General features: G+C 67.2%; 25 protein-coding genes. 9 read left to right on the forward strand and 16 right to left on the reverse strand.

The features are described 5' to 3' along the window. Positions 1-44: 44 nt before the first annotated feature. The gene (gene leuS, locus AC1G9C_RS03655; protein ID WP_457788019.1) at positions 45-2,657 is read right to left on the reverse strand and encodes a leucine--tRNA ligase; all 2,613 of its coding nucleotides are present in this window, start codon (positions 2,655-2,657) and stop codon (positions 45-47) included. A 319-nt stretch (positions 2,658-2,976) separates the two neighbouring features. Here leuS and AC1G9C_RS03660 point away from each other — a divergent pair, with 319 nt between their 5' ends. Continuing rightward, a complete protein-coding gene (locus AC1G9C_RS03660; RefSeq protein ID WP_122108952.1) occupies positions 2,977-3,405 on the forward strand; it encodes a hypothetical protein in 429 nt (142 codons plus the stop codon). Positions 3,406-3,428: 23 nt separating this feature from the next. Continuing rightward, the gene (locus AC1G9C_RS03665; RefSeq protein ID WP_480409470.1) at positions 3,429-4,199 is read left to right on the forward strand and encodes a YdcF family protein; all 771 of its coding nucleotides are present in this window, start codon (positions 3,429-3,431) and stop codon (positions 4,197-4,199) included. A gap of 9 nt (positions 4,200-4,208) precedes the next feature. Here the strand turns inward: AC1G9C_RS03665 and AC1G9C_RS03670 are convergent, their stop codons facing one another. Then, entirely contained in the window at positions 4,209-5,333 is a 1,125-nt protein-coding gene (locus tag AC1G9C_RS03670) for a methyltransferase (protein WP_480409471.1), read from the reverse strand. 68 nt (positions 5,334-5,401) lie between these two features. On the opposite strand from AC1G9C_RS03670, the gene AC1G9C_RS03675 reads away from it, so the two are divergent. Beyond that, positions 5,402-6,178 (forward strand): ferredoxin--NADP reductase, encoded by a 777-nt coding sequence (locus AC1G9C_RS03675; protein ID WP_480409472.1) that lies wholly within the window; start codon positions 5,402-5,404, stop codon positions 6,176-6,178. Position 6,179: 1 nt separating this feature from the next. Here AC1G9C_RS03675 and AC1G9C_RS03680 read toward each other — a convergent pair whose 3' ends face one another. After that, on the reverse strand, positions 6,180-7,205 hold the full coding sequence (locus AC1G9C_RS03680) for a CNNM domain-containing protein (RefSeq protein WP_480409473.1): 1,026 nt from the start codon (positions 7,203-7,205) through the stop codon (positions 6,180-6,182). A 124-nt stretch (positions 7,206-7,329) separates the two neighbouring features. Next, positions 7,330-7,743 carry a large-conductance mechanosensitive channel protein MscL gene (gene mscL / locus AC1G9C_RS03685; RefSeq protein WP_021445304.1) on the reverse strand — a complete coding sequence of 138 codons (414 nt, stop codon included), beginning with the start codon at positions 7,741-7,743 and terminating at the stop codon, positions 7,330-7,332. A 242-nt stretch (positions 7,744-7,985) separates the two neighbouring features. Here mscL and AC1G9C_RS03690 point away from each other — a divergent pair, with 242 nt between their 5' ends. Both AC1G9C_RS03690 and AC1G9C_RS03695 read left to right on the forward strand, forming a co-directional pair. After that, on the forward strand, positions 7,986-8,231 hold the full coding sequence (locus AC1G9C_RS03690) for an HP1242/YdcH family protein (protein ID WP_480409474.1): 246 nt from the start codon (positions 7,986-7,988) through the stop codon (positions 8,229-8,231). A 79-nt stretch (positions 8,232-8,310) separates the two neighbouring features. Further along, complete coding sequence (locus AC1G9C_RS03695) at positions 8,311-8,589, forward strand: HP1242/YdcH family protein (RefSeq protein ID WP_480409475.1); 279 nt, start codon at positions 8,311-8,313, stop codon at positions 8,587-8,589. An 89-nt stretch (positions 8,590-8,678) separates the two neighbouring features. Here AC1G9C_RS03695 and AC1G9C_RS03700 read toward each other — a convergent pair whose 3' ends face one another. Then, positions 8,679-9,173 (reverse strand): GNAT family N-acetyltransferase, encoded by a 495-nt coding sequence (locus AC1G9C_RS03700; protein WP_480409476.1) that lies wholly within the window; start codon positions 9,171-9,173, stop codon positions 8,679-8,681. Between the two features lie 92 nt (positions 9,174-9,265). On the opposite strand from AC1G9C_RS03700, the gene radA reads away from it, so the two are divergent. Continuing rightward, the gene (radA, locus tag AC1G9C_RS03705; RefSeq protein ID WP_480409477.1) at positions 9,266-10,627 is read left to right on the forward strand and encodes a DNA repair protein RadA; all 1,362 of its coding nucleotides are present in this window, start codon (positions 9,266-9,268) and stop codon (positions 10,625-10,627) included. A 125-nt stretch (positions 10,628-10,752) separates the two neighbouring features. Here the strand turns inward: radA and AC1G9C_RS03710 are convergent, their stop codons facing one another. Continuing rightward, positions 10,753-11,130 (reverse strand): PilZ domain-containing protein, encoded by a 378-nt coding sequence (locus tag AC1G9C_RS03710; protein ID WP_397497874.1) that lies wholly within the window; start codon positions 11,128-11,130, stop codon positions 10,753-10,755. A 165-nt stretch (positions 11,131-11,295) separates the two neighbouring features. On the opposite strand from AC1G9C_RS03710, the gene AC1G9C_RS03715 reads away from it, so the two are divergent. Beyond that, complete coding sequence (locus tag AC1G9C_RS03715; protein WP_480409478.1) at positions 11,296-11,802, forward strand: DUF3015 domain-containing protein; 507 nt, start codon at positions 11,296-11,298, stop codon at positions 11,800-11,802. 59 nt (positions 11,803-11,861) lie between these two features. Here the strand turns inward: AC1G9C_RS03715 and glyA are convergent, their stop codons facing one another. The 7 genes from glyA to AC1G9C_RS03750 all read right to left on the reverse strand — a co-directional run bounded on the left by glyA (position 11,862) and on the right by AC1G9C_RS03750 (position 20,245). Next, positions 11,862-13,115, reverse strand: coding sequence for a serine hydroxymethyltransferase (gene glyA / locus AC1G9C_RS03720; protein ID WP_031303573.1), 1,254 nt, complete (start codon positions 13,113-13,115; stop codon positions 11,862-11,864). Positions 13,116-13,311: 196 nt separating this feature from the next. After that, positions 13,312-13,683: a thiol-disulfide oxidoreductase DCC family protein gene (locus AC1G9C_RS03725; protein WP_480409479.1), complete on the reverse strand. Its 372-nt coding sequence runs from the start codon at positions 13,681-13,683 to the stop codon at positions 13,312-13,314. Continuing rightward, positions 13,683-14,165 carry a YbaK/EbsC family protein gene (locus AC1G9C_RS03730; protein WP_397495972.1) on the reverse strand — a complete coding sequence of 161 codons (483 nt, stop codon included), beginning with the start codon at positions 14,163-14,165 and terminating at the stop codon, positions 13,683-13,685. Before AC1G9C_RS03730 ends, AC1G9C_RS03725 begins: the two co-directional genes overlap by 1 nt. A gap of 106 nt (positions 14,166-14,271) precedes the next feature. After that, positions 14,272-15,138, reverse strand: a complete 867-nt coding sequence (locus tag AC1G9C_RS03735) for an MBL fold metallo-hydrolase (RefSeq protein ID WP_480409480.1) — start codon at positions 15,136-15,138, stop codon at positions 14,272-14,274. Positions 15,139-15,294: 156 nt separating this feature from the next. Then, positions 15,295-17,067 (reverse strand): acyl-CoA dehydrogenase C-terminal domain-containing protein, encoded by a 1,773-nt coding sequence (locus AC1G9C_RS03740; RefSeq protein WP_480409481.1) that lies wholly within the window; start codon positions 17,065-17,067, stop codon positions 15,295-15,297. A 59-nt stretch (positions 17,068-17,126) separates the two neighbouring features. Next, positions 17,127-18,500: a solute carrier family 23 protein gene (locus AC1G9C_RS03745; RefSeq protein ID WP_480409482.1), complete on the reverse strand. Its 1,374-nt coding sequence runs from the start codon at positions 18,498-18,500 to the stop codon at positions 17,127-17,129. Between the two features lie 125 nt (positions 18,501-18,625). Next, complete coding sequence (locus AC1G9C_RS03750) at positions 18,626-20,245, reverse strand: acyl-CoA synthetase (RefSeq protein ID WP_480409483.1); 1,620 nt, start codon at positions 20,243-20,245, stop codon at positions 18,626-18,628. A gap of 141 nt (positions 20,246-20,386) precedes the next feature. Here AC1G9C_RS03750 and AC1G9C_RS03755 point away from each other — a divergent pair, with 141 nt between their 5' ends. Together AC1G9C_RS03755 and AC1G9C_RS03760 are read left to right on the forward strand one after the other, a co-directional pair. After that, positions 20,387-22,297 (forward strand): PAS domain-containing sensor histidine kinase, encoded by a 1,911-nt coding sequence (locus AC1G9C_RS03755; protein WP_480409484.1) that lies wholly within the window; start codon positions 20,387-20,389, stop codon positions 22,295-22,297. Positions 22,298-22,340: 43 nt separating this feature from the next. Continuing rightward, positions 22,341-22,973, forward strand: coding sequence for a response regulator transcription factor (locus tag AC1G9C_RS03760; RefSeq protein ID WP_480409485.1), 633 nt, complete (start codon positions 22,341-22,343; stop codon positions 22,971-22,973). Between the two features lie 4 nt (positions 22,974-22,977). On the opposite strand, the gene AC1G9C_RS03765 is transcribed toward AC1G9C_RS03760, so the two are convergent. From AC1G9C_RS03765 to AC1G9C_RS03775, 3 genes are all read right to left on the reverse strand, one after another. Next, positions 22,978-25,581 carry an EAL domain-containing protein gene (locus AC1G9C_RS03765; protein ID WP_480409486.1) on the reverse strand — a complete coding sequence of 868 codons (2,604 nt, stop codon included), beginning with the start codon at positions 25,579-25,581 and terminating at the stop codon, positions 22,978-22,980. A 121-nt stretch (positions 25,582-25,702) separates the two neighbouring features. Beyond that, entirely contained in the window at positions 25,703-26,314 is a 612-nt protein-coding gene (locus AC1G9C_RS03770; protein ID WP_480409487.1) for a class I SAM-dependent methyltransferase, read from the reverse strand. Between the two features lie 3 nt (positions 26,315-26,317). Beyond that, complete coding sequence (locus AC1G9C_RS03775) at positions 26,318-26,656, reverse strand: DUF5629 family protein (RefSeq protein ID WP_021444398.1); 339 nt, start codon at positions 26,654-26,656, stop codon at positions 26,318-26,320. Positions 26,657-26,662 lie beyond the last annotated feature (6 nt).

Genomic DNA, 26,662 nt, shown 5'->3' on the forward strand with positions numbered 1-26,662 from the left:
CCTTGGCGGTTCCCGGCGCCGTGCGGCAATGGCGCCGAGCTTAATCAGTTGGCGACTATGTTGACCAGCTTGCCCGGCACGACTATGACCTTGCGAATCGCCAGGCCTTCGGTGAAACGCAGGACGTTGTCGTTGCTGCGGGCGGCGGCCTCGACTTCCTCGCGGCTGGCGTCGGCCGCAACGATGATCTCGCCGCGCAGCTTGCCGTTGACCTGCACCACCAGGGTCAGGCTGTCCTGCACCAGGGCGGACTCATCGAACTGCGGCCACTGCGCGTCGATCACCGCGTTGGCATGACCCAGGCGCTGCCACAGCTCGTGGCTGATGTGCGGGGTGATCGGTGCCAGCAGCAGGACGACGGTCTCCAGACCTTCGTGCAGCAGCGCGCGATCCTGTTCGCTCGCGGTGGCGGCCTTTTCCAGCACGTTCATCAGGGTCATCACCTGGGCGACGGCGGTGTTGAACTTGTGGTGCTGGCCGATATCGTTGCTGGCCTGCTTGATCGCCAGGTGGATGGCGCGGCGCACGGCCTTCTGCTCGTCGCTCAGCGTCGCGATATCCAGCTGGCCCGGCAGGCCGGCAGCGACATGGCTGTGAGCCAGGCGCCAGACGCGGCGCAGGAAGCGGTTGGCGCCCTCGATGCCGGAGTCGGACCATTCGCAGCTCATGTCGGGCGGCGAGGCGAACATCATGAACAGGCGGCAGGTGTCGGCGCCGTAGGCGTCGATCATCGCCTGCGGGTCGACGCCGTTGTTCTTCGACTTGGACATCTTCTCGGTGCCGCCGATTTCCACCGGCAAACCGTCGGACTTGAGGCGGGCACCTATGACCTTGGCCTTGGCGTCACGCTCGACTTCCACGTCGGCCGGGTTGAACCAGTCCTTGCCGCCGGTTTCCAGGGTGCGGTAGTAGGTCTCGGCGACCACCATGCCCTGGGTCAGCAGGTTCTTGAACGGTTCGTTGGACGACACCAGGCCTTCGTCGCGCATCAGCTTGTGGAAGAAGCGCGCATAGAGCAGGTGCAGGATGGCGTGCTCGATGCCGCCGATATATTGATCCACCGGCAGCCAGTGGTTGGCCGCGGCCGGGTCGACCATGCCCTGGGTGTAGCTCGGCGAGGCGTAGCGCGCGTAGTACCAGGAGCTTTCCACGAAGGTGTCCATGGTGTCGGTTTCGCGTTTGGCCGGCGCGCCGCATTTCGGGCAGCTGCACTGGTAGAACTCGGGCATCTTGGCCAGCGGCGAACCGGCGCCGTCCGGCACCACGTCTTCGGGCAGCACCACCGGCAGCTGGTCTTCCGGCACCGGCACGTCGCCGCAGGCGTCGCAGTGGATGATCGGGATCGGGCAGCCCCAGTAACGCTGGCGGCTGATGCCCCAGTCACGCAGGCGGAACTGGGTCTTGCGCGCGCCGTGGCCGGTCGCTTCCAGGTCGGCGACTATGGCGTCGAAGGCGGCGGTGAAGTCCTTGCCGTCGTACTTGCCGGAGTTGACGGTGGTCAGGCCGTCCTTGTCGGTGTACCAGGCCTGCCACTCGGCGCTGTCGTAGTCCTTGTCCGCGGCGGCGTAGACCTGCTGGATCGGCAGGTCGTACTTGTGGGCGAACTCGAAGTCGCGCTCGTCGTGCGCCGGCACGGCCATCACCGCGCCTTCGCCGTAGCCCCACAGCACGTAGTTGGCGACGAACACCGGCAGCTTTTGCTGGGTGAGCGGATGGATGACGAACTGGCCGGTGGCCAGGCCCTTCTTCTCCATGGTGGCCATGTCGGCCTCGGCCACGGAGCCGGCCTTGCACTCGGCGATAAAGGCGGCAATCGCTGGGTTGCCCGCAGCGGCGCGCTGCGCCAGCGGGTGCTCGGCGGCCACGGCGACGTAGGTGGCGCCCATCAGGGTGTCCGGACGGGTCGAATAGACCTTCAGCTGACCCTCGCTGCCGATGCTGGCGACGTCGTAGTCGAACACGATGTCGGCACCGAAACTCTTGCCGATCCAGTTGCGCTGCATGGTCTTGACCTGCTCGGGCCAGCCATCCAGCTCGTCCAGGCTGCTCAGCAGCTCATCGGCGTAAGCGGTGATCTTGAAGTAGTACATCGGGATTTCGCGCTTCTCGATCAGCGCACCCGAGCGCCAGCCGCGGCCGTCGATCACCTGCTCGTTGGCCAGTACGGTCTGGTCCACCGGGTCCCAGTTCACCGTGCCGTTCTTGCGGTAGATCACGCCCTTCTCGAACAGGCGGGTGAACAGCCACTGCTCCCAGCGGTAGTAATCCGGCTTGCAGGTGGTGACTTCGCGGGTCCAGTCGATGGCCAGGCCCAGCGATTTCAGCTGGGACTTCATGTACTCGATGTTCTCGTAGGTCCACTTCGCCGGCGCCACCTGGTTCTTCATCGCGGCGTTTTCCGCCGGCATGCCGAAGGCGTCCCAGCCCATCGGCTGCAGCACGTTCTTGCCCTGCATACGCTGGTAGCGGGCGATCACGTCGCCGATGGTGTAGTTGCGCACGTGGCCCATGTGCAGCTTGCCGCTGGGGTAGGGGAACATCGACAGGCAGTAGAAGGTGTCCTTGCCCGGCTGTTCGCTCACGACAAAGGATTTCTGCGCGTCCCAATGGGACTGCGCGGCGGCTTCGATTTCACGGGGCGAGTACTGTTCGTGCATGGCTCTGGCGCTGGCAAAGGGGCTTTAGAGGCTGCCTACGATCTTCTGGCTGTCGGCCATAGGGCGTTGGAAGCGCCCTCGAATGCTCATTTACCACTCGTAAACTGCGCTTTCTCGGCCACTTCCGCCTTGTCTGGCTCTAATCCAGAAGATCGTAAACAGGCTCTTACGGAAAGCGCCGTAGCATACATGAGCGCCGTCTGCCGAGGGAAACCCAGATTGCACGGCGCGCGCCGTTTGTCGCGGCGTCCGGCTGCTTGCGGGGCCTTCGCTAAGCTTTGCTTATGGGCCGCGGGTGTCGGGCCTCGCGAGGTGTTGGATGGGTGAACTGCGGCAAGTGGAGCGGGGCGGCGGCCTGTACGAGCGGCTATTGCAACGCCTTGCCCTGGCGCTCGAGGAAGCCGAGACCGCCAGTCGCTTGCACGCCGAGCCGATGCGCGAGCTGGAGCTGGACGGCCTGAGCCCTGCCGAGCTGGAACTGATCCGCGCCTACCTCAATCGCGACCTGCACTGGCTGCGCGGCTGGCATGCCGCCGCCGAGGAACTGGCGCTGATCCAGCGTCAGCCGCTGCGAGTCGGCAAGGCCGCCGGCGTTCGCCCGGTGGCCAAGGCCAAGCCACTGCTCAAGCGGCGTCAGGCGCTGTGTTGCGCGCTGTGCGGCACGCCGGTGAGCTGGCAGCGCGGTCAGGATGCCCAGGCCTGTCAGTCCTGTGGCTCGAAGCTGTTTCGCAGCGGCAATCCTCGCTAGGCTTGGGCACCCTGGAGGTGCCCATGCCGATTCGTTACATCCTCAAACAACTGCTGATGCCGCCCGGCGTGCTGGTGCTGCTCATCGTGCTCGCCTGGTGGTTGCGCCGGCGCTTTCCGCGGCTGGCTGGCGCCTGCTTCGTCCTCGGCTGCGGCGGCCTGTGGCTGATGAGCCTGCCGCTCGTGGTGGAGTGGAGCGCGCGTCAGCTGGAGCGCGAACCGGCGCTGAGCGCGGTGCAGTGGCCGGCGCTGGCGCAGCGCGCCGATGCCATCGTGATTCTCGGCGCCGGGCGCGAGCAGAACGATCCGGCCTGGGGCGGCGGCGACCAGCCCGGCACCCTGGCGCTCGAGCGGCTGCGCTACGCCGCACGCCTGGCACGGGCCTCGGGTTTGCCGCTGGCGACCAGCGGCGGCCTGCACTACGGTCAGCCGCCCAGCGAGGCGGCGCTGATGGCCGAGACCCTGGCCAGCGACTACGGCCAGCCGGTGCGCTGGCTGGAGCAGCGCAGCCGCACCACCTGGGAGAACGCCCGCTTCAGCGCCGAACTGCTGCAGCCGCAGGGCGTGCGCCGGGTGGTGCTGGTGACCCAGGCCTGGCACATGCCGCGGGCGCGCTGGTGTTTCGAGCAGGCCGGCTTCGAGGTGATCGCGGCTCCCATGGGCTTTCTCGGCGGCGGCAGCGCCAGGCCGCTAGGCGGCTGGCTGCCGGAGGCCAAGGCGGTGTGGCAGAGCGGCCAGTTGCTCAACGAGGCGCTGGGCTTGCTGCTCTATCCGCTGGCCTATGGGCGCTGGTAAGCGTGGCGCCTATTTCACCGCCTTGAGCACCACGAACTTGGGCGTCGCCGCCACCTGTTCGACGCCGCGGAACAGCCGTCCCAGCTTGGCGTGGTAGCCCAGGTGGCGGTTGCCGACTATCCACAGCTCGCCGCCTTTGACCAGCGCGGCGCGGGCCTGCTGGAACATGCGCCAGGCGAGAAAATCGCCGACCACCTGCTGCTGGTGGAAGGGTGGGTTGCACAGCACCAGGTCCAGCGAATCGGCCGGCTGCTCGGCCAGGCCGTCGCCGGCGCGGATCTCCACCGGCCGCTCGCCCAGGGCCGCCCGCCAGTTGTCCCGCGCCGACTGCACCGCCATGTACGACTCGTCCACCAGCGTCAGCTGCGCCTGCGGGCTGCCGAGGGCGTAGGCGATGCCGAGCACGCCGTTGCCGCAGCCCAGATCCGCCACGCGCAGGCGCCCGAGGTGGCGCGGCAGGTGCGGCAGGAAGGCGCGGGTGCCGATGTCCAGGCCCTCGCGGCAGAACAGATTGGCATGGTTGAGCAGCTCGATGGCCGGGTTGTCCAATCGGTAACGCGTCGGGTAGGGCGATGCGGGCGCTGCCTTGGTCTCCGGTGTGGCGGTCAGCAGGCGAGCCTTCTTCAGTGCCAGCGAGGCCTGTACCGGGCCGATGTATCGTTCCAGCAGATCGCCGGCGGCGCGCGGCAGGTGCTTGACCATGGCGCCGGCCACCACCCGTGCGCCGGGGGCGAGCTGGCCGTGCAGGCGGATCAGCTGTTCCTCCAGCAGGGCCAGGGTCTTGGGCACGCGGATCAGCACCCAGTCGAACGGCCCCTGCGGCGTGTCGCTGGCCGGCACGAAGGTCACGGCGTCGCTGGCCAGGCCGTTGCGCGCCAGGTTGTTGTCCAGGGCGATACGGCCCAGGTGCGAGTCGCCGCTGCTGGTCAGCCGGCACTGCCCGGCCAGCGAGCAGGCCAGGGCGCCGAAGCCGTCGTTGAGCAGCAGCACCGTGTCGCTCGCGCCCAGGCCCTGCTCGTGCAGGTGCTTGAGCAGGTACTCGTCGGCGGCGTCGAAAGCCTGCAGCGGTTCGTTCGGCTGATGCGGCTGGCGCAGCAGATCGAGCTGGGCGAAGGGGGTGTCGAGAATAGGCATGGAAACCGTCGGTGTTTGTCGCGCCCGCTTTGCGCGAGACTGCATGGGAGTTGAGCAAAGGGGGAAGTATGACCGTCAGCGAAGAGAAGTTCACCCGCCAGGTCCTGACCGAGGTGCGTGTCTGGTCGCCCAGTCTGTTCAGCCTGCGCTGCACCCGCGACGCGGGGTTCCGCTTCCGTGCCGGACAGTTCGTCCGCCTCGGCGTGCGCAAGGCCAGCGGCTGCATTGTCTGGCGTGCCTATTCGATGGTGTCGGCGCCGCACGACGACTATCTGGAATTCTTCTCCATCGTCGTGCCCGGCGGCGAGTTCACCAGCGAGCTGAGCGGCCTTGCGCCCGGCGACGAGCTGCTGGTGGAGAAGCAGGCCACCGGCTTTCTCACCCTCGACCGCTTCGCCGATGGCCGCGACCTCTGGCTGATCGGCACCGGCACCGGGCTGGCGCCCTTCCTGTCGATCCTGCAGGACCTGGAGGTCTGGCAGCGCTTCGAGCGCATCGTCCTGGTGTACAGCGCCCGCGACCGCGGCGAGCTGGCCTATCAGGAGCTGATCGCCGATCTGCCGCGGCGCGAATGGCTGGAGGGGGCGGGGCACAAGCTGCAGTACCTGCCGGTGGTCACCCGCGAGCAGGTGCCCGGGGCACTCCATGCGCGGGTCACCAGCCTGATCGAGAACGGCGAGCTGGAACGCGCCGCCGGCCTGAAGCTTGCGCCCGAGCACTCGCGCCTCATGCTCTGCGGCAACCCGCAGATGATCGAGGACACCCGCGCCGTGCTCAGGGCGCGCAACTTGAACCTGGCGCTGACCCGCCGCCCCGGCCAGGTGGCGGTGGAGAACTACTGGTAGTTCACTCCTCGCGGATCGCCTTGATGCGGTGCTCCCAGCGGCGCTTGGCGAAGCGGCGCATATTGGGGATATCGTCGGTCTCGTCGAGGATCGGCTTGCCGATGATGGTCTCCATGATGTCTTCCAGGGTCACCAGGCCGCGCCAGCTGCCGAACTCGTCGTATACCAGGCACATGTGCTGGCGTTCCTGCATCAGCTGGGTCATCAGGTTTTCCACGTTCATGCTTTCCGGCACCACCTTGAGCGGCTTCATGATGCTGGTCACCGGTGCGGCGTCGTCCTCGGCGGCCAGGGCGTCGTAGCGGAACACCACGCCCAGTGGCGCTTCGTCCGCGCCTATCACCGGGTAGCGGGAGAACTGGCTCTGCTTGACCCGCGCCTTGAAGGCGCCGATCGAGTCGTCCGGGTCCGCCGATTCGCAGACGATGCGCGGGGTCATGATGTCGCGCAGCTTGATCTCGTGCAGGTCGAGGATATTGCTGATCACCCGCTGCTCGTCTTCGTCGAGCTTGCCCAGTTCGCGGCCGAGCAGGGTCAGCGCCTTGATCTCCTGGCGAATGTCGTGCTCCGGCTCCTTGCCGCCGAACAGGCGCATGATCAGGTCGGACATAACGATGAATGGCTTGAGCAGCAGGATCATGGCGCCCAGCAGGCTCGGCAGGAAGGGCGCCAGGGCACGCCAGTAGCGGGCGCCGATGGTCTTCGGCAGGATCTCCGAGAGCACCAGGATCAGCAGGGTCATGATCGCCGAGGCGGCGCCGAGATAGCCGTCGCCGAAGACGATGGTCACCTGCGCGCCGACGCCGGTGGCGCCCACGGTATGGGCCACGGTGTTCAGCGTGAGGATGGCGGCCAGCGGCTGGTCGATCTTGTCTTTGAGCTCTTTCAGCCGCTCGTACAGCTTGGGGCGATCGACCTTCTGCTGGGCGATATAGCTGGGCGTCAGGGAAAGCAGGGCGGCTTCGAGGATGGAACAGATGAACGAAACCAGGATGGAGAGGACAGCGAACGCTATCAGGAGTGTCATGTAATGGGAGGAGGTGGCTAATGGCCGACCAATTTAACGGAAATGGCCGGCGCACGGCCGGCAAAGCTGCAACATTTCGTGTCCAGATGCGGCGAGGCGTGCTGGGCACGCCTCGCCGCATGGCTCACTCCTTGCCCTGCTGCGCCTTGAGCAGGTCGCGGATCTCGCCGAGCAGCTCCTGCTCCTTGGTCGGCGCCGGCGGCGCGGCGGGGGCGGCTTCTTCCTCGCGCTTGAGCTTGTTGAGCACCTTGATGCCCATGAAGATGGCGAAGGCGACGATGGTGAAGTCGATGACGGTCTGGATGAACTTGCCGTAGCCCAGGGTCACCGCCGGCACCTCGCCCTCGGCGGCCTTGAGCACGATGGCCAGGTCGGAGAAATCCACCCCGCCGATGAGGATGCCCAGCGGCGGCATCACCACGTCGCCGACGAAGGACGAGACGATCTTGCCGAACGCCGCGCCGATGATGATGCCGACGGCCATGTCGACCACATTGCCCTTGACCGCGAAAGCCTTGAATTCGCTGAGGATGCTCATGCCTTACTCCCTTTGCCGATGCTGTTGCCAACTGTGTTTATAGCCTGCGATTGGGCCGCAGTCAGGTTGCAAAGGCAATATCGAAATAAGCGACGCGTGCCGATGGCGCCTTTCGCCAGCACGGGCGCGAGGCCCTGGGCAACACGGCCGCTCGTCTCGTCGAGGGCGAAATTCGCCGTCGGCCGAGCCGCCGAGCCGCAGCTCGACTAGGCTAATAAGGCCATCTCCTGGGAGGGACTTCCATGCCGCTCGAACATCATCCGCTGACTCGCGAATTTCCCCAACACAACGGCGCCCTGCGCCAGCTGATGCAGCACGATGCGCGCTTCGCCCGCATGGCCGAAGAATACGAAGAGCTGGACAAGCGCATCTACGAAATCGAGGACGGCCGCGTCGCCGTCGATGACCTGACCCTGCAGGGGCTCAAGCTGCAACGGGTCGGCCTGAAGGACGAGATCGCCAGCCTGCTGCGCGCCGTCGCGACCTAGGCGGCGCTTGACCCGGATCAACGAGCGGCGCCCGAGGTCGGTCTAGGCTGCGCGCAACCCCCAACCAAGGAGCTTGCGCATGCACGTCGACCATCACCCGCTGATCCACGACTTCCCCGAACACCGCGACGAACTGCAGCGCCTGCGCCGGCAGGACGCTCAGTTCGCCCGTCAGGCCGACGACTACGAGGCGCTGGACAAACGCATCTGCCGCATCGAGGACGGCATCGAACTGCTCGACGATAGCGCCCTCGGCGCCCTCAAGCACAGCCGCGTGGCACTCAAGGACGAGCTGGCGCGCCAGCTCAAGCGCGCCGCCGGGCAGTGCTGCGGCTGCGGCAACGACTGCAAGAGCTGACGCCATTCGAACAGGGGGCGCCGCGAAACCGGACACGGCCCCGGGCGCGCGGCGCCCTCCCGGCCGGCCGCCGCGCCTGCCGGCGCCGCTCAGTGCGTGGGCGGATTGATCAGGTAGCTGAGCAGGCCGTCCGCTTCATCCTCGCTCCAGATCTGTCGCGGCGGTCGCGGCAGCTCCTTGAACAGCTGTTGCCAGAAGGCGCACGCCAGTTCGTCCTGGCGGTAGAAACGCAGCAGCCAGGGGCTGCCGTCGCCCAGCAGCTGCTGCACCAAGGCGCGGCCGATGCCCTGGCGGCGGTATTTCTTGAGGATGAACAGGTCGGCGAATTCCGCGGCGTCGATGCCCGGCAGTTCGCTGCGCTCGATCAGCAGGAAGCCGGCGATGAAACCGTCGGCGAGAATCAGCTGCGCGCTCCAGCCCGACTCCTGCCAGTAGCGCGCCAGGTGCGGCTCGTGGATATAGAAGCGGCCGTCGTTCTCGACCTCTTCCTGCTCCCAGTCCGAACTCTCGTAGGCGTAGAACTGGTAGAGATTACGGATCAGGGGAAGCTGGTCGACAGCGGTGGGCAGCAGTTCGATCTGCATGGGGGCTCCAGGGAGCGGCTTGGCGGGTCTGTAAATTTATCCAGTTGTTCGGTATCGTTCCAGCCTTTGTTCAGCAGGCAGGACTGTCCCCCATGGCCAAGGCCAAGCGCATGTACGGCTGCACCGAGTGCGGCGCCACCTTCCCCAAATGGGCCGGTCAGTGCGGCGAGTGCGGGGCCTGGAATACCCTGGTGGAAACCGTGCTGGAAGGCGTCTCGGCGCCGAGCGGGCGTACCGGCTGGGCCGGCCAGCAGGCACAGATCAAGACCCTGGCCGAGGTCAGCGTCGAGGAGGTGCCGCGCTTTTCCACCGCCTCCGGCGAGCTGGACCGGGTGCTCGGCGGCGGCCTGGTGGACGGCTCGGTGGTGCTGATCGGCGGCGACCCCGGCATCGGCAAGTCGACCATCCTGCTGCAGACCCTGTGCAACATCGCCACGCGCTTTCCCGCGCTGTACGTCACCGGCGAGGAATCGCAGCAGCAGGTGGCCATGCGCGCCCGCCGCCTCGGCCTGCCCGAGGACCAGCTGAAGGTGATGACCGAGACCTGCATCGAGAGCATCATCGCCACCGCGCGGGCGGAAAAGCCCAAGGTGATGGTCATCGACTCGATCCAGACCATCTTCACCGAGCAGCTGCAGTCGGCCCCCGGCGGCGTCGCCCAGGTGCGCGAGAGCGCCGCGCTCTTGGTGCGCTACGCCAAGCAGAGCGGCACGGCGATCTTCCTGGTCGGCCACGTGACCAAGGAGGGCGCCCTGGCCGGGCCGCGCGTGCTCGAGCATATGGTCGACACCGTGCTGTATTTCGAGGGCGAGTCCGATGGCCGCCTGCGCCTGCTGCGCGCGGTGAAGAACCGCTTCGGCGCGATCAACGAGCTGGGCGTGTTCGGCATGACCGACAAGGGCCTCAAGGAGGTCACCAACCCCTCGGCGATCTTCCTTACCCGCGCCCAGGAGGAGGTCCCCGGCAGCGTGGTGATGGCCACCTGGGAGGGCACCCGGCCGATGCTGGTGGAGGTGCAGGCGCTGGTCGACACCAGCCATATGGCCAACCCGCGCCGGGTCACCCTGGGCCTGGACCAGAACCGCCTGGCCATGCTGCTGGCGGTGCTGCACCGCCACGGCGGCATCCCCACCTACGACCAGGACGTGTTCCTCAACGTGGTCGGCGGGGTCAAGGTGCTGGAAACCGCCTCCGACCTGGCCTTGATGGCGGCGGTGATCTCCAGCCTGCGCAACCGTCCGCTGCCGCACGATCTGCTGGTGTTCGGCGAGGTCGGCCTGTCCGGCGAGATCCGCCCGGTGCCGAGCGGCCAGGAACGGCTGAAGGAGGCGGCCAAGCACGGCTTCAAGCGCGCCATAGTGCCCAAGGGCAACGCGCCCAAGGAAGCGCCGGGCGGCCTTGCGATCATCGCCGTGACGCGCCTGGAGCAGGCGCTGGATGCCTTGTTCGAGTAGATCCGGGGCGTAGGTCGGGTCAGCGGCGTGGGCATGTATCCCGGGTCGATAGCGATTCCTGGCGCCGCGTAACCCCGCGCGGCGCCGCCGCGATGGGAATCGTTGCGCTCAACCCAGCCGAGCCGCTATGGCGTCTCGTCCTCGCCCAGCGCCGCCAGCTCGCGCTCCAGCAGGCTCTCGTCGCCCAGGTTCAGCTCCACCAGGCGGCGCAGGTGGCTGATGGAGTCCAGGTCGATATGCCGGCAGACGAAGCCTAGGTGATCCTGCTGGGTGCGGGTCAGCACCACTTCCATCTTCACCTGGGCCTCGCCGCCCAGGTCGATCTGCGCCTCGAACGGCTGGTCCGGGTCGCCGTTCCAGTCGCGCGGTTTCTTGATCATCAGGCCCTTGAGCGAGAGGTCGTGCAGAGCCGCCGTCCAGCGCCGTTCGCCCTGGGCGATTGCGATGGGCGCGTCGAAGGCGATGCGCTGAAAGCGCCGACGCTCGTTGGCTGATTCACTCATGCCCGTACTCCTGGAGGATTTCCATCACTATAGCCAAGGCTGCTGGCGGCGCGCTGCCGTTTGCCGCACGGCCCACGATTTGCGGGGGCGAGTTTGACAGCCTGGCAAGTGTCGCCAAAGCTCTTTGTGCGGTTTCCATTACCAAGACATTGCGGAGCAACAGATATGGACAAGCGACTGCTGAGCAGGGGTTTGATTGTGGGCGTGCTGAGCCTGGCCAGCACCGGGGCGTTCGCCAACGCCGCCGGCGGCAATGGCTGCGGCTGGGGCAACATGGTATTCGAAGGGCAGCGCGGTCTGGCCCCGCACCTGCTGGCCACCACCACCAACGGCACCTCGGGCAACGCCACCTTCGGCATGACCTCCGGCACCAACGGCTGCGACACCAGCGTGGCGATGGGCTATGGCGGCCGTTCGTGGCTGGCGATGAACGGCATGCTCGACTCCATCGCCGAAGACATGGCGGTCGGCCAGGGCGAAGCGCTGGACGCCTATGCCACCCTGCTGGGCATCGAGGCGCAGGACCGCGCGCATTTCGCCAAGGTCACCTACCAGAACTTCGGCAGCATCTTCTCCCAGGCCGACGTCACCAGCGAGCAAGTGCTGGCCGCGACCCTCGACGTTATGAGCCGCGACGCCCAGCTAGCGCGCTATGTGAAACAGCCGGCCTGATTCCGTTGGCCACAAAAAAGCCCGCCGAATTGGCGGGCTTTTTCATTCGCGGCTGAAGCTTAGTTGCCGTAGACCGGGAACTTGGCGCACAGCGCCTTGACCTGCTCGCGCACGCGGCCTTCGACTTCGTCGTTGCCGATGTTGGCCAGCACTTCGCAGATCCAGCCGGCCAGCTGGCGGCATTCCTCTTCCTTGAAACCGCGGGTGGTCACCGCCGGGGTGCCGATGCGCAGACCGGAGGTGACGAAGGGCGAGCGCGGATCGTTCGGCACGCTGTTCTTGTTCACGGTGATAAAGGCGCGGCCCAGGGCGGCGTCGGCGTCCTTACCGGTGATGTCCTGCTTGATCAGCGAGAGCAGGAACAGGTGGTTCTCGGTGCCGCCGGAAACCACGTCGTAGCCGTTGTCGATGAACACGCCGGCCATGGTCTGGGCGTTCTTGATCACCTGCGCCTGGTAGGCCTTGAACTCAGGCTGCAGGGCTTCCTTGAAGCACACGGCCTTGGCCGCGATGACGTGCTCCAGCGGGCCGCCCTGGCCGCCAGGGAACACCGCGGAGTTGAACTTCTTCTCCAGCTCCTCGTTCTTGCGCGCCAGGATCAGGCCACCGCGCGGGCCGCGCAGGGTCTTGTGGGTGGTGGTGGTGACCACGTCGGCGAAGGGCACCGGGTTCGGGTACAGGCCGGCAGCGACCAGACCGGCGACGTGAGCCATGTCGACGAACAGGTAGGCGCCGACCTTGTCGGCGATGGCGCGGAAACGCGGGAAGTCCAGCACCTGGGAGTAGGCGCTGAAGCCGGCGATGATCATCTTCGGCTTGTGCTCGACCGCCAGGCGCTCGACTTCGTCGTAGTCGATCAGGCCGGCGTCGGTGATGCCGTACTGCACGGCGTTGTAGATCTTGCCGGAGAAGCTGACGCTGGCGCCGTGGGTCAGGTGGCCGCCGTGGGCCAGGCTCATGCCCAGCACGGTGTCGCCGGCGTTGAGCAGGGCCATGTACACGGCCGAGTTGGCCTGCGAGCCGGAGTGCGGCTGGACATTGGCGTAGTCGGCGCCGAACAGCTGCTTGGCGCGGTCGATGGCCAGCTGCTCGACCACGTCGACGTACTCGCAACCGCCGTAGTAGCGCTTGCCCGGGTAGCCTTCGGCGTACTTGTTGGTCAGCACGCTGCCCTGGGCTTCCATCACCGCCGGGCTGGTGTAGTTTTCCGAGGCGATCAGCTCGATATGTTCTTCCTGACGCTGGGCTTCCTGCTCCATCGCGGCAAATAATTCGGCGTCATAACGAGCAAGGTTCAAATCACGGCTGAACATGGCATTCCCCTGAGAAAAATCAGCTGGGCGGTAGAAAGAGGGGGCGGATTCTACCGCAAAGGTCGCATTCAGGCATATGAAGGTCGGTCATGCGGCGGACAAATGGCCTTCATGGCGGGGGCGCTTCGCAGGCCATGGCCCGTTTTGCAGTTGCGTGTGCAGAAACCTGGCGCGAGAAGCGGGCGCCCGGGCCGCACTACCAGTGCCGGCGCCAGCGGTTCCAGCGATACAGGGCGCGGGCGAACAGGTTGTAGGCGCGCTGCGCCAGCCAATGCAGGCCGGGCAGGCGCAGCAGGCGGGCCAGCCAGCGCTGGCCGCGGGTGTGTGCGAAAAGCACGGAAAAGGCGTCCACGCCGACCAGCACCTGGCCCTGCTCGTCGCGCAGGTGCAGGCGCTCGCGCACCGGCTCCAGAGCCTGGTTCAGCTCCTCGACGGTCTGCGGCTGCCGGTGCACGTCGACCCATTCCACCGGGCAGTCGCCGCCGGCCTGCATGCGCTTGCGCTGCGCCGCGATGCCGGCGTCGCACACCGGGCAGGCGCTGTTGTAGAACACCTTGAGCTTGGCCATCAGAGGCAGGGCTCGGTTTCCACTTCCATACACACATCGATCCACTCGGCGTCGACCAACTCGGCCATGCGCTCGGGGGCGATGCGCACGGCGCTGTGGGTGGCGCCGGCGGCCGGCAGCACTTCGGCGAAGGCCAGCAGCGAGCGGTCGCAGTAGACGCTGAGCGGCGTGGCCAGGCCGAAGGGGCAGACGCCGCCGACCGGATGGCTGGTCAGTTCGACCACGGTCTGCGCATCGAGCATGCGCGCCTTGGCGCCGAAGCATTCCTTCATCTTGCGGTTGTCGATGCGCGCATCGCCGCGGGCGACGATCAGCACGTCGCGTTCGGCGATGCGAAAGGCCAGGGTCTTGGCGATCTGCCCCGGCGATACGCCATGCGCTTCGGCAGCCAGGGCCACGGTGGCGGTGCTGGAGGGCAGCTCGATGATGTGGATGTCGGGCGCTTTGTCAGCGAGGAAGGCACGAACGGAGGCCAGGCTCATAAGGCGGTTCCCCAGGGCTGTCGAATGGTCGCGGCGGTTTCGGCGGGCGGCCGAGCGAAGCGGCCATGCTCGCGCTGCCCGCCGAGGCCGTCAAGACCGCTTGGCTTCAACTTGCCAGCAGATGTGCCGCTTTTGCCGCCTCATCGAGCCCGTAGCGACCTTTTTCGTCGCGCGTTACCCGACCCATGGCCACCTCCGGATCATGGGTGAACACCAGGCGCCCGCCACGGGCGACGAGGTCGGCCAGCAGGGCTTCCTTCTCCTCGATCAGGCCTTCGGGAAAGCGGTCGTAACCCATGGTGATCGGCAGGTGCACCCAGGGCGCGCCGGGGATCAGGTCGCCGGGAAACACCACCGGCCCGCCCGGCATGGCCACTTCCGGCAGCAGCTGGCCCGGGGTGTGGCCGTCGCTCCAGTGCAGGCGCCAGTCGGGGCCGAGCAGCTCACAGCTTTCGGTTTCGTCGATCAGCTGCAGGCGGCCGCTGGCTTCCAGCAGGTCCAGCAGCTCGGGGATGTAGGAGGCGCGGTCGCGGGCATGGGGCTGGCGCGCCCGCTGCCATTGGCGGCGGCCGCTGACGAAGCGGGCGTTGGGGAACAGCAGGCGCGCCGGCTGACCCTCCTGCCAGGCGGCGAGCAGGCCGCCGGCATGGTCGAAGTGCAGGTGGGTGAGCACGACGATATCGATGTCGGCGTCGCTCAGACCGACTTTCGCCAGTTCGTCGAGCAGCACGTGACGCTCTTCCTGCACGCCGAAGCGCTGCTTCATCTCGGGGCTGAAGAAGGCGCCGATGCCGGTTTCCACCAGGATATTGCGCTCGTCTTCCTGCACCAGCAGGGCGCGGCACCCGAGGTCGATGCGATTGAGGTCGTCGGCCGGCATCCAGCGCTGCCACAGCGCCTTGGGCGCGTTGCCGAACATGGCGCCGCCATCGAGTTTCTGGCTGTTGCCGGTCAGGGTGGTCAGGGTTCGCATGGGAGGACTCTTGTTATGGGCCGTGGTGCGGCGGAGATTGTAGCCGGATGCAATCCGGGAGAGGCCTGCCGACTGTCCCCGGATTGCATCCGGGCTACGGGGAATAAAAAGGCGCGGCGCCTCGCAGAGGGACGCCGCGCAACACGCTCAAAGGTTTCAGAACTGCTCGGCAGCGAGGCCGTAGAGCGGGGCGCTGCCGCCACGGATGCTCGCCTCCAGGCTCAGGCTGCGTGGCAGCAGGCGGGCGAAGAAAAACTCGGCGGTGGCCAGCTTGGCGCCGTAGAAGGCTTGGTCTTCGCCTTGCTTGCCCTGCGCCACGGCGGCCATGCGCGCCCACATGTAGGCGTAGGCGACGTAGCCGAACAGGTGCAGGTACTCCACCGAGGCAGCGCCGACGGCGTTGGGCTCGCTCTTGGCCTGCTCCAGCAGCCAGCCGCTGACCGCTTCCAGGCGCTCCAGCGCTTCGATCAGGCGCTCGCCGAAGGGCGATTCATGGGCATGGGCGAAGTCGCGCACCTCGGCGGCGAACAGGCGCAGCGCGGCGCCGCCGTTGGCCACCACCTTGCGCCCGAGCAGGTCGAGCGCCTGGATGCCATTGGTGCCCTCATAGATCTGTGCGATGCGCACGTCGCGCACCAGCTGCTCCTGACCCCACTCGCGGATATAGCCGTGGCCGCCGAACACCTGCTGGCCGTGCACGCAGCTTTCCAGCCCGGTGTCGGTGAAGAAGGCCTTGGCCACCGGGGTGAGCAGGGCCACCAGGGCTTCGGCGTTCTGCCGTTCGCTGGCGTCCTCGGCGTACTTGGCCAGATCCAGCTGCTGACCGACGTAGCAGGCGAAAGCACGACCACCTTCGTTCAGCGCCTTCATGGTCAGCAGCATGCGGCGTACGTCGGCGTGGACGATGATCGGGTCGGCAATCTTGTCCTGATTGACCGGGCCGGTGGCGGCGCGGCTCTGGATACGTTCGCGGGCATAAGCCACCGCCGACTGATAGGAAGCCTCGGCACAGCCGATACCCTGGATGCCGATGGACAGACGCTCGTAGTTCATCATGGTGAACATCGCCGCCAGGCCCTTGTTCACTTCGCCGATCAGGTAGCCGGTGGCGCCGTCGAAGTTCATCACGCAGGTGGCCGAGGCCTTGATGCCCATCTTGTGTTCGATGGAGCCGCAGCTTACGGCGTTGCGCGCGCCGAGGCTGCCATCGGCGTTGACCATCACCTTGGGCACCAGAAACAGCGAGATGCCCTTCGGCCCGGCCGGCGCGTCCGGCAGCTTGGCCAACACCAGGTGGATGATGTTCTCGGTCAGGTCCTGCTCGCCGCCGGTGATAAAGATCTTGCTGCCGCTGATCTTGTAGCTGCCGTCGGCCTGCGGCTCGGCGCGGGTTCTGATGATGCCCAGATCGGTGCCGGCATGGGCCTCGGTCAGGCACATGGAGCCGGCCCAGCGGCCCTCGTACATTGGCGGCAGGTAGGTGGACTTCAGCTCCTCGCTGGCGTGGGCGTCGATGGCCAGGCAGGCGCCGGAACTCAGCGCGGAATACAGCGCGAAGCTGGAGCCGGCGGCGTAGAGCATCTCCTCGAAGGCCACGGCGAGCATCTTGGGCATGCCCATGCCGCCGTAATTCGGGTTGCCGGACAGGCCGACCCAGCCGCCCTCGGTGTAGGTGGCATAGGCCTCGCGGAAACCGGCCGGGGTGCGCACGTCGCCGCCTTCCCACTGCGCGCCTTCCTCGTCGCCGCTGCGATTCAGGGGGGCGATCAGCGTGCCGGTGACCTTGGCCGCTTCTTCGAGGATGGCGTCGGCGGTGTCGGCATCGACGGTTTCGGCCAGGGCCGGCAGGCGCGCCCACAGGCTCGGCGCCTGGAAGACTTCATGAAGGACGAAGCGCATATCGCGCAGCGGGGCGTTGAATTCGGGCATGGTGCAACCTCGACAGCAGGGGCGCCGCGGCAGGCGCGGCGCGTGTGGAACGAAAGGCGTCAGTCGGCTTCGGCCGGCTCGCGCGTCTTATCCTTGATGCTGGTGAATTTAAGCAGATGGGTGCGTTCGACCAGGATGTACAGCGCCGCGCCCGCGGCCAGGCCCCAGCCCGCGCCGTAGACGGCGAGCACCACACCCATGGTGCCGGCGATGCCGCGCTCGGTGTTGTTGTTGAGCTGCTCGAAACCGACCATCAGGCAGATGTAGCCGGTGAGGATCAGCGTCAGCGACAGGGCGATCGGCAGCACCGGCTGGAAGAAACTGACCAGCGGCAGCATGAACAGCGCGGCGAAACCGGTGATCCAGAAGGTGCCGGCGCCGCTGTAGATCGAGTCCATCGCCTTGCGCCCGTACTTGTAGCGCTCGGCCATGGTCGCCGCCACGGCCGTCCACAGCGGGCCGGCCAGGCCCGGGTAGGGCGCGAAGAAGGCATGCAGGGCGTTGCGGATGGCGGTCACCAGGTGAATGCGGTCGACGTTGTTTTCGATCACCTCGTCGGTGCGCAGTTCATCGGCGCGCTGCATCAGCGACTGGCCGACGATGATGTCGCCGAAGGCGATCACGTAGGCGATCACCGCGGTGGGCACGGCCAGCATGAACACGTCCAGGCCGGGGAAGCCGACGTTGAAGGGCAGGTAGTTCCACATTTCGCCGAAGGCCGGCGCGGTGATGCCCCATTTGACGTCCGGCATCTTGTACTCGCCCACGGCGATGCCGATGAAGATGGCGATCAGCATGCCCGGCACCATGCCGTAGTTGACGATCTTGCGCGCCAGCGGCACGCGCTCGGTCAGGCCCTTGAACGACACCGAGAACATCAGGTACAGGCAGATCAGGCTGCCGAGAACCAGGGAGATCGGCGTGTTGGCCAGGCGGCCGCCGGCGCTGATCTCGCCCATCAGCGCGGCGATGCCGGCGCCGATGATGATGCCGCCCTTCATCGAGTTGGGGATCAGCCGCACCAGGGCGCTGCCCAGGCGGGTGACGCCGAGGAAGAGGAAGATCACGAACACCAGGAACTGCAGGGCGAACAGCGCCTGAATGGCCGCAGGACCCGGCTCGTAGTTGCCGAGAAACAGCAGCACCACCGGAATGCCGGGAGTGATCCAACCCGGCACCAGCGGCACGCCGAGCAGCGCCGGCAGCATGAAGCCGATGCCGCACACCACCACGTAGGCCAGGGCCACGTCGTAGGGCAGGCCGAGGTATTTCTCCAGCAGCGGAATCATCGCCAGGCTGACCACGAACATGATCAGTGCCTGCAGCATCTCCGCGGTTTCCCAGCGGTAATGCACGAAGGGCAGGCGCAGCTTGAACGGGCCGAGGGGCCAGTGCGGTTGTTCGTCGCCGTCACGGCGCTTGAAGATTTGCATGAGGGTTCTCCGTCGGCCGCCTGGGCCGGTTCTTGTTGTTGTGCAAACGGTGCGGTTTTGCCGTAGCCCGGATGCAATCCGGGGAATCCGAATCGCTGTCCCCGGATTGCATCCGGGCTACGTGATCAGAGGGCCTTGGCCATATCGCGCAGGACGAATTTCTGGATCTTGCCGGTGCTGGTCTTGGGCAACTGGGTGAAGACCACGGTCTTGGGCACCTTGAAGCCGGCCAGGTGCTCGCGGCAGAAGGTCATGATTTCGCTGTCGCTGGCCTGCTGGCCGGTCTTCAGGGTGATGAAGGCGCAGGGCGTCTCGCCCCATTTCTCGTCCGGACGGGCGACCACCGCCGCCTCCAGCACCGCCGGGTGGCGATAGAGCACGCCCTCGACCTCGATGGTGGAGATGTTCTCGCCGCCGGAGATGATGATGTCCTTGAGGCGGTCGCGGATTTCCACGTAGCCGTCGGCGTGGCACACGCCCAGGTCGCCGGTGTGGAACCAGCCGCCTTCGAAGGCCTCGGCGGTGGCGCTGGGGTTCTTCAGGTAGCCCTTCATCACGGTGTTGCCGCGCATGAAGATCTCGCCGATGGTCTGACCGTCACGCGGCACCGGTTCCAGGGTCTTCGGGTCGGCCACCATCACCCCTTCCAGGGTCGGGTAGCGCACGCCCTGGCGCGCCTTGATGGTGGCGCGCTCCTCCAGCGGCAGTTCGTCCCATTCGGCGTGCCAGGCGCACAGTGTCACCGGGCCGTAGACCTCGGTCAGGCCGTACACATGGGTGACATGGATGCCCATTTCCTCCACCGCGCCGATCACCTTGGCCGGTGGCGCAGCGCCGGCGACCATGGCCTTGACCGGATGATCGATGGCCGCCTTGGCCTCGGCCGGCATGTTCACCAGGGCGTTGAGCACTATGGGTGCGCCGCACAGGTGAGTGACCTGCTCGTCGCGGATCAGGGTGAGGATCTTCGCCGGGTCGACGCGGCGCAGGAACACGTGCACGCCGGCCAGCGCAGTGACCGTCCAGGGGTAGCACCAGCCGTTGCAGTGGAACATCGGCAGGGTCCACAGGTAGACCGGGTGGTTGCCCATGGCCCAGGTCATCTGGTTGCCCATGGCGTTGAGGAAGGCGCCGCGGTGGTGGTAGACCACGCCCTTGGGGTTGCCGGTGGTGCCGGAGGTGTAGTTGAGGCTGATGGCCTGCCACTCGTCCGTCGGCCACTGCCAGGCGAACGCGGGGTCGCCCTCGGCGAGGAAGGCCTCGTAGTCCAGCTCGCTGACTGCCTGGCCTTCGCCGTACTCGGGGTCGTCGACATCGATCACCAGCGGCGGGTGGTCGAGCATGCCGATGGCGGCGTGGATCACCTCATGGAACTCGCGGTCGGCGATCACCACCTTGGCCTCGCCATGCTGCAGCATGAAGGCGATGGCCTCGGCATCCAGACGCACGTTGAGGGTGTTGAGCACCGCGCCGATCATCGGCACGCCGAAATGCGCTTCGAGCATGGCCGGGATGTTCGGCAGCATCACCGCCACCGTGTCGCCCTGGCCGATGCCACGGCCGGCCAGCGCCGAGGCCAGGCGCCGGCAGCGCGCGTAGGTCTCGGCCCAGTTGCGACGGATCGAGCCATGCACCACGGCCGGGTAGTGCGGGTAAACCGCCGCGGTACGTTCGATGAAGCTCAGGGGGCTGAGGGCGACATGGTTGACGGCGGCGCGGCCGAGACCCTGCTCGTAGATCGACATGGCGGATACACCTTTGGCTGATTGTTAGCTCTGGTTATTCCGGTAATGATGCAGGCATTACCGAAGCTTGCTGGCGGTGATTTATAGGTCATTTCTATTTTTTATGGAAGATGTACCAAGGTTTTATAGAATAATTACTATATGAGTCTTTCAAGCGATCGAGCGGCCGTGCCGCTGCAGGCCTGGCTGCGTATCCAGCGCGAAGCGCCATCCCTCCACGAGCGGGCGGCCGCTTTGCGCCGCGCCGTGCTGGGCTGCCCGCAGGTGCGCCAGGCCTGGTACCTGGCCTGGCAGCCGGCCAGTCGCACCTATGCCCAGGACGATGGCGGACCGCGTTTGCCACCGGGGCAGGGGGATCCGCTGGCCGCCAGCGATCAGGCCCTGTTCGACGCGCTGACGACGCAGCCCTGCCTCAGCCTGGAAGCTGTGCGTCAGCTGCCCTGCTGGCTGGCCGGGTGCCTGCGCCGCGCCGCCATTCATCACGGTCAGGCGCTGGCGCTGAGCCTGGAGGAGGGGGGCGCCGGTCTGTTGCTGCTGCAGGTGGACGAAGACGCCGGCCTGGAATGGCTGCCCTGGCTGCGCGAGCTGCTGGCGCAACTGGTCGGCCTGGCCAGTGGCATGAGCCGCAGTGCGCCGCTGCTGTCGGCCGATCCGCAGCCGGCGCTGCTGCTCGACGAGCGGGCGCGTCCGCTGGAGTTCAACCAGGCGCTGCAGGCGCTGCTCGGCGAGCGCGTGTTGGCCCAGGTCGGCGCGCTGTTGCCGGTCAACCATGTGCCGCTGGTGCGCGCCTGCCTGGAGCAATGCCGGGCCATCGAGGCGGTGGAGGCGCAGGACGGCGCGCGCATCCTGATCTGGAGCTTTATCCCCGATGTGGCAGAGCAGCGGGTGCTGGCGCGCTGCCGCGAGGCGACCCAGGAAATTCGCGAACAGCGCGAGGCCGCGCGGGCGCGGCGGCTGTACCGGCTGATCACCGAGAACACCACCGACCTGATTTCCCGGCATACGCCGGACGGCGTGTTTCTCGACGCCTCGCCGGCCTGCTGGACGCTGCTCGGCTACTGGCCGGAAGAACTGCGCGGCATGGCGGTCGACGGCCTGCTGCATCCGCAGGACCAACTGCAGCAGGCCAAGCAGGCGCGCGAGGCGCTGGAGCAGGACGGTTATCACACCATGACCTACCGCATCCGCCACCGCGACGGGCACTACCTGTGGTTCGAGACGGCCAGTCGCGCCATACGCGAAACCTACACCGGCGCGGTGGTCGAGGTGGTCAGTGTGTCGCGCGACATCACCGCACGCATCCAGGCCGAGGAGAACAAGCGCCGTCTGGAGGACGAGCTGGCGCATACCACGCGTCTCATCACCCTGGGCGAGCTGGCCTCGGGCATCGCCCACGAAATCAACCAGCCGCTGGCAGCAGTGGTCAACTACGCCAGCGCCAGCCAGCGCTACCTGCAGGGTGTCGGCGGCGATCCGGTGGGTGTCGAGAAGGTGGCTCGGGGATTGGCGCGCATCACCGAACATGCCAATCACGCCTCGGTGGTGATCAAGCGCCTGCGCGCCTTCCTGCGCAAGGGCCAGCGGCGCATGCAGGCGCTCAATCTGGCCGAGGTGGCGCGCGAAGCGGTGCGTCTGTGCAACTGGGAGGCGAGCACTGCGCAGGTGGCGGTCAGCGACGCCTTGCCGGACAATCTGCCGCCGGTATTCGCCGACCGTGTGTTGCTCGAACAGGTGCTGCTCAACCTGCTGCGCAACGCCATCGATGCCAACCGCGAACGTCACCCGGGCGCGCCTTCGCAGGTGCGTCTGGAGGCCGGCGAAGCCGACGGCAGCCTGGCGATCCGGGTGATCGACCAGGGGCCGGGTGTCAGCGATGAGCAGATGGGCAAGCTGTTCATCCCCTTCTACACCAGCAAGGAGGACGGCCTGGGCCTTGGTCTATCCATGAGCCGCAGCATCGTCGAAGGCTTTGGCGGGGCGCTGGAGGCATTGCCGGTCGAGGGCGGCGGGTTGTGCCTGGAGTGCCGTTTGCCGTTGGGCAGGGACGAGTAGCCGCGAGCAACGAGAGTCATAACAACAAGAGGAGCAGCCAGGGATGCAACAACGGGTTTACGTGGTCGATGACGACCAGGGCATGCTCGACTCGACGCTCTGGCTGCTGGAATCGGTGGGCCTGAGCGGCGTGCCCTTCACCAGCGGGCGCGCCTTTCTCGACGCCTGCGACCCCGGCGCCAACGCCTGTGTGCTGCTGGACGTGCGCATGCCGGGCATGGGCGGGCTGAACGTGCAGGAGGAGATGCGCGCGCGCGGCATCGACCTGCCGGTGATCTTCGTCAGTGGCCATGCCGATGTGCCCATAGTCGTGCGCGCGTTCAAGGCCGGTGCGGTGGACTTCATCGAGAAGCCCTACAACGAGCAGCTGTTGCTCGACAGCGTGCAGCAGGCGCTGGATCGCCGTCCGTCCCGGCCCCGGCACGATCCGCGTCTGGCCGAGGTGCAGGCGCGGCTCGACCAGCTCACCCCGCGCGAGCGTGACGTGCTGTTGCCGCTGGTGCGCGGCTACACCAACCGCGAAGTCGCCGAGCAGCTCGATATCAGCGTGAAGACCGTCGACCTATACCGCTCACGGGTGATGAAGCGCATGCAGGCCGAGACGCTGGCGGAGCTGGTGGGCATGGCCATCGCCGCCGGCCTGGTGGACGGCCTGGCGCTGCGCGAGACGACCTGACGCCTCAGCCCTGCAGGCCCGCGCCCTGGCGCACGCTGGCCGGCGTCGTGCCGTGCAGGCCGAGTTGCTCGGCCGGCTGCGGGGCGCCGTAGAGGTAGCCCTGGAAGTAATGGCAGCCCAGGCGCAGCAGGGCGTCGCGCTGCGCCTGGTTTTCCACGCCTTCGGCTATCACCCGCAGCTCCAGGGCCTGGCCCAGGGCCAGGATGGTGCGCACTATGGCGGTGTCGCTGGCGCTGCCCTGCAGGTCGTGGACGAAGCTGCGGTCGATCTTCAGCTGGTCCAGCGGCAGGCGCTTGAGGTAGCTCAGCGAGGAGTAGCCGGTGCCGAAATCGTCCAGCGAGAAGCGCACGCCGTGGGCCTTGAGCTGGCCCATCTTGCCGATCAGCGCCTCGATGTCCTGCACCAGCTGGCTTTCGGTCAGCTCCAGCTCCAGGCGCTGCGGGTCGGCGCCGCTTTCCGTCAGGGCGGCGAGCACGTCGGCGACGAAATCGGGGTGATGGAACTGGCGCGCGCTGACGTTGATCGCCAGGGTCAGCCCGGTCTGGCGCGGATCCTGCGCCCAACTGGCCAGCTGGCGGCAGGCGCTGTGCAGAATCCAGCGGCCTATCGGCAGGATCAGCCCGCAGCCCTCGGCCAGCGGAATGAACTCGCCCGGTGGCACCAGGCCGCGTTGCGGGTGCTGCCAGCGCACCAGGGCTTCGACGCCGAGCAGTGTGCCGTGCTGGTCGACCTGCGGCTGGTAGTGCAGCAGCAGCTGGCCGTCGGCCAGGGCGCGGCGCAGCTCGTGTTCCAGGGCGGCGCGGGCGGTCAGCGCCTGCTGCATGCGCGGGTCGAAGAAGCGCAGGGTGTTGCGCCCGGCGGCCTTGGCTTCGTACATCGCCAGGTCGGCGTGCTTGAGCAGTTCCTCCGGCCGGTCGTGGGGCTGGGAGAACAGCGCCACGCCGATGCTGGCGCTGCTGTCGTGGCTGTGTCCGGGCAGCTCGAAGGGTTTGGCCAGGGCGCGCAGGAGCTTGTCGGCGACCTGTTCGATGGCGGCGATGGCGGCCTGCGGCTCGGGGTCGAGGTTCTCCAGCATCAGCACGAACTCGTCGCCGCCCAGGCGCGCCAGGCTGTCTTCCTGGCGCAGCTGATCGAGCAGGCGATCACCGACCTGCTGCAGCAGCAGGTCGCCCATGTCGTGGCCGAGGGTGTCGTTGAGCTGCTTGAAGTTGTCCAGGTCGATGAACAGCAGCGCGCCCTCGCGGCGGTTGCGCGCGCTGCGCGCCAGGGCGAACTGCAGGCGTTCGAGCAGCAGGCGGCGGTTGGGCAGGCCGGTCAGCGCGTCGTAATAGGCCAGTTGGTGAATCTGTTCGAGGTTCTTCTTGTGCTCGCTGATGTCGGTGGAGATGCCGCACAGGGCATAGATGCTGCCGTCGGCGGCGCGCAGCGGCAGCTTGACCGAGAGGTAGGTGCGTTCGCGCCGGCCGTTGCAGGAGCGGTTGGTTTCCTCGGTTTCCATGCGCTCGCCGCGCAGCACGCGCCGGTCGTTGTGCTGCAGCGCCAGCACGGTCTCGGCGTCGAAGAAGGCGGCGTCGGTCTTGCCGATCACCTGCGCCGGCGGCAGCCCGAACAGCTCGCAGACTTTGCGGTTGGCGTACTGGTAGCGAAATTGCGGGTCCTTGATGTAGATGTAGGCCTCGACGCTGTCGAGGATGGTGTTCAGGCGCTCTTCGCTGGCCTTGAGGTGACGGGTCTTGTCCGCCACCTGGCGGCGCAGCAGCAGGCCACCGCCAACGGCCAGCGCCAGCAGCAGGCCGAGCGTCGCCAGGCCCCACCAGAGCAGGGTGGGCACGCGCCAGCGCGCCTGCTCGCCGCCCCAGCGCTGCAGCACCTGGTAGTAGATCGAGTCGGGCGCGTCCTGCCAGACCTGTAGATGCCGGTCGATGGCGCTCAGCAGGTCGGCGTTGCGGCCCTTGCGCGTGGCGTAGAACAGCTGCGCCGGCTGGAACATGATCGGCGTGCCGGTCAGGCGGTAGCTGGGCGCGTTGAAGTCGCCGAATAGATGATTGGCCGCCACCGCATCGGCCTGGCGCGCCACCACCAGCTCGAAGCCCTGGCGCAGGTCGCGCAGCGGAATCATCTGCGCCTGCAGGCCGAAGCTGTACAGCAGGTTCTGCAGGTACTGGTACTGGACCGAACCCTCCAGCGCGGCGATGCGCAGGCCGCGCAGGTCGAGCACGCTGCGCAGCTGCACTTCCTCGTGGCTGTACAGCTGCGACCAGCTGAACAGTGACGGCACGCGGTGGAAATCCAGCACGCGGGCGCGCTCCTCGTTGAAGGCGACGTCCGGCAGCAGGTCGATCTCGCCGTCCTGGGCCAGCTGCAGACACTGCTGCCAGGCGCAGGGCACGGGCTGCAGCTGCCAGCCCTCCTCGCGGGCGATGGCCAGCAGCAGCTCGCCGAGAATGCCCGCGGGCTGGCCCGCATCGTTCTGGAACAGCTTCGGCTCGTTGGCATACAGGCCGACGCGCACCGTACGCGCCTCGGCCAACAGCGGCCAGGCACCCGCCAGCAGGGCCAGGCACAGGGCGAACGGGCGGAGACGGATGGACGGCGTGGCGGGCTTCATGCGCGAGTCGGCTTCCCTTCGGTGGAGGTCCAACAACCTGAGTTGCAGTATGGCCTGCCGCGGCGAGGATGCGAGCTTGGCAGGCCGTTGAAAAACGTAGGTGGTTTTTCAACGGCCCCTGCTAGTCGGCCCAGCCGCGATAGACATGGGTCATCGGCCGCGGCCCCTTGAGGTAGCCGCTGTCCAGCTGGCGGACATGAAAGCCGCCGGCTTCGATCAGCGCGGGGATATCGCGGTCCAGGTGGCAGCCGCCGGCCAGCGGTTTCCACCAGGGCGTCAGGCGCTTCTGCCAGCGCAGCACCGGCAGGTCCGGGGCCAGGCCGTGCTCGCCGAACAGCAGGCGACCGCCGGGCTTGAGCACGCGGCGCATCTCGCGCAGGGCCGCCACGGCGTCGGGGATGGTGCACAGGGTGAAGGTGCAGACGATATCGTCGAAGCTGGCGTCCTCGGCCTGGATCTGCCCCAGTTCCAGGGCGATCATTTCCACCGGCACCGCGCAGGCGGCGGCGCGGTTTCTGGCCAGGGCCTGCATCGCGGCGGACGGGTCGACGCCGACCACCCTCTCGACGCGCTGCGGATCATAAAACCCCAGGTTGAGGCCGCTGCCGATGCCGATCTCCAGCACCCGTCCGCGTGCCAGGGGCACGAGCTGCGCGCGCACCTTCATCACCTCGCCCATGCCGCAGGCGAAATCGATCAGGTGCGGCAGGATATGGCGCTCGTAGAGGCCCACGGTTCAGGCCTCGTCGGCGTCGTCAGTCTCGTTGTCGCCGCGAAAGGCGGCGAAGCACTTGAGGCTGTGGCTCGCGTCGCTGCCGTCGAGGCGCCAGCTGTCGTCCTCCGCGACGTGCCGGGCGGCCTGCACCGCGGCCAGGGAGAACTGCCACAGGCGGCGCTCGCGACCGTCGATGCAGTGCACCTGCAGCAGTGGCTTGGTCGCGCTGTCGGCGCTGCCGGAGCCGGAGCTGACCTGGGCCAGCAGTTCGGTGTCGAGGTCGAACTGCCAGGCGTGCAGGCCGTCGATCTCCAGCATGTCGGCGTTTTGCAGGGCTTCGATCAGGCTTGTCGGTTGCATTGCTTC

This window comes from Pseudomonas sp. ABa2 (assembly GCF_056676075.1).

What these genes read in the sequence shown, in the direction of transcription:
- leuS (WP_457788019.1), bottom strand. Translation starts at nt 2,657, where the DNA reads ATGCACGAACAGTACTCGCCCCGTGAAATCGAAGCCGCCGCGCAGTCC.
- AC1G9C_RS03660 (WP_122108952.1), top strand. Translation starts at nt 2,977, where the DNA reads ATGGGTGAACTGCGGCAAGTGGAGCGGGGCGGCGGCCTGTACGAGCGG.
- AC1G9C_RS03665 (WP_480409470.1), top strand. Translation starts at nt 3,429, where the DNA reads ATGCCGATTCGTTACATCCTCAAACAACTGCTGATGCCGCCCGGCGTG.
- AC1G9C_RS03670 (WP_480409471.1), bottom strand. Translation starts at nt 5,333, where the DNA reads ATGCCTATTCTCGACACCCCCTTCGCCCAGCTCGATCTGCTGCGCCAG.
- AC1G9C_RS03675 (WP_480409472.1), top strand. Translation starts at nt 5,402, where the DNA reads ATGACCGTCAGCGAAGAGAAGTTCACCCGCCAGGTCCTGACCGAGGTG.
- AC1G9C_RS03680 (WP_480409473.1), bottom strand. Translation starts at nt 7,205, where the DNA reads ATGACACTCCTGATAGCGTTCGCTGTCCTCTCCATCCTGGTTTCGTTC.
- mscL (WP_021445304.1), bottom strand. Translation starts at nt 7,743, where the DNA reads ATGAGCATCCTCAGCGAATTCAAGGCTTTCGCGGTCAAGGGCAATGTG.
- AC1G9C_RS03690 (WP_480409474.1), top strand. Translation starts at nt 7,986, where the DNA reads ATGCCGCTCGAACATCATCCGCTGACTCGCGAATTTCCCCAACACAAC.
- AC1G9C_RS03695 (WP_480409475.1), top strand. Translation starts at nt 8,311, where the DNA reads ATGCACGTCGACCATCACCCGCTGATCCACGACTTCCCCGAACACCGC.
- AC1G9C_RS03700 (WP_480409476.1), bottom strand. Translation starts at nt 9,173, where the DNA reads ATGCAGATCGAACTGCTGCCCACCGCTGTCGACCAGCTTCCCCTGATC.
- radA (WP_480409477.1), top strand. Translation starts at nt 9,266, where the DNA reads ATGGCCAAGGCCAAGCGCATGTACGGCTGCACCGAGTGCGGCGCCACC.
- AC1G9C_RS03710 (WP_397497874.1), bottom strand. Translation starts at nt 11,130, where the DNA reads ATGAGTGAATCAGCCAACGAGCGTCGGCGCTTTCAGCGCATCGCCTTC.
- AC1G9C_RS03715 (WP_480409478.1), top strand. Translation starts at nt 11,296, where the DNA reads ATGGACAAGCGACTGCTGAGCAGGGGTTTGATTGTGGGCGTGCTGAGC.
- glyA (WP_031303573.1), bottom strand. Translation starts at nt 13,115, where the DNA reads ATGTTCAGCCGTGATTTGAACCTTGCTCGTTATGACGCCGAATTATTT.
- AC1G9C_RS03725 (WP_480409479.1), bottom strand. Translation starts at nt 13,683, where the DNA reads ATGGCCAAGCTCAAGGTGTTCTACAACAGCGCCTGCCCGGTGTGCGAC.
- AC1G9C_RS03730 (WP_397495972.1), bottom strand. Translation starts at nt 14,165, where the DNA reads ATGAGCCTGGCCTCCGTTCGTGCCTTCCTCGCTGACAAAGCGCCCGAC.
- AC1G9C_RS03735 (WP_480409480.1), bottom strand. Translation starts at nt 15,138, where the DNA reads ATGCGAACCCTGACCACCCTGACCGGCAACAGCCAGAAACTCGATGGC.
- AC1G9C_RS03740 (WP_480409481.1), bottom strand. Translation starts at nt 17,067, where the DNA reads ATGCCCGAATTCAACGCCCCGCTGCGCGATATGCGCTTCGTCCTTCAT.
- AC1G9C_RS03745 (WP_480409482.1), bottom strand. Translation starts at nt 18,500, where the DNA reads ATGCAAATCTTCAAGCGCCGTGACGGCGACGAACAACCGCACTGGCCC.
- AC1G9C_RS03750 (WP_480409483.1), bottom strand. Translation starts at nt 20,245, where the DNA reads ATGTCGATCTACGAGCAGGGTCTCGGCCGCGCCGCCGTCAACCATGTC.
- AC1G9C_RS03755 (WP_480409484.1), top strand. Translation starts at nt 20,387, where the DNA reads ATGAGTCTTTCAAGCGATCGAGCGGCCGTGCCGCTGCAGGCCTGGCTG.
- AC1G9C_RS03760 (WP_480409485.1), top strand. Translation starts at nt 22,341, where the DNA reads ATGCAACAACGGGTTTACGTGGTCGATGACGACCAGGGCATGCTCGAC.
- AC1G9C_RS03765 (WP_480409486.1), bottom strand. Translation starts at nt 25,581, where the DNA reads ATGAAGCCCGCCACGCCGTCCATCCGTCTCCGCCCGTTCGCCCTGTGC.
- AC1G9C_RS03775 (WP_021444398.1), bottom strand. Translation starts at nt 26,656, where the DNA reads ATGCAACCGACAAGCCTGATCGAAGCCCTGCAAAACGCCGACATGCTG.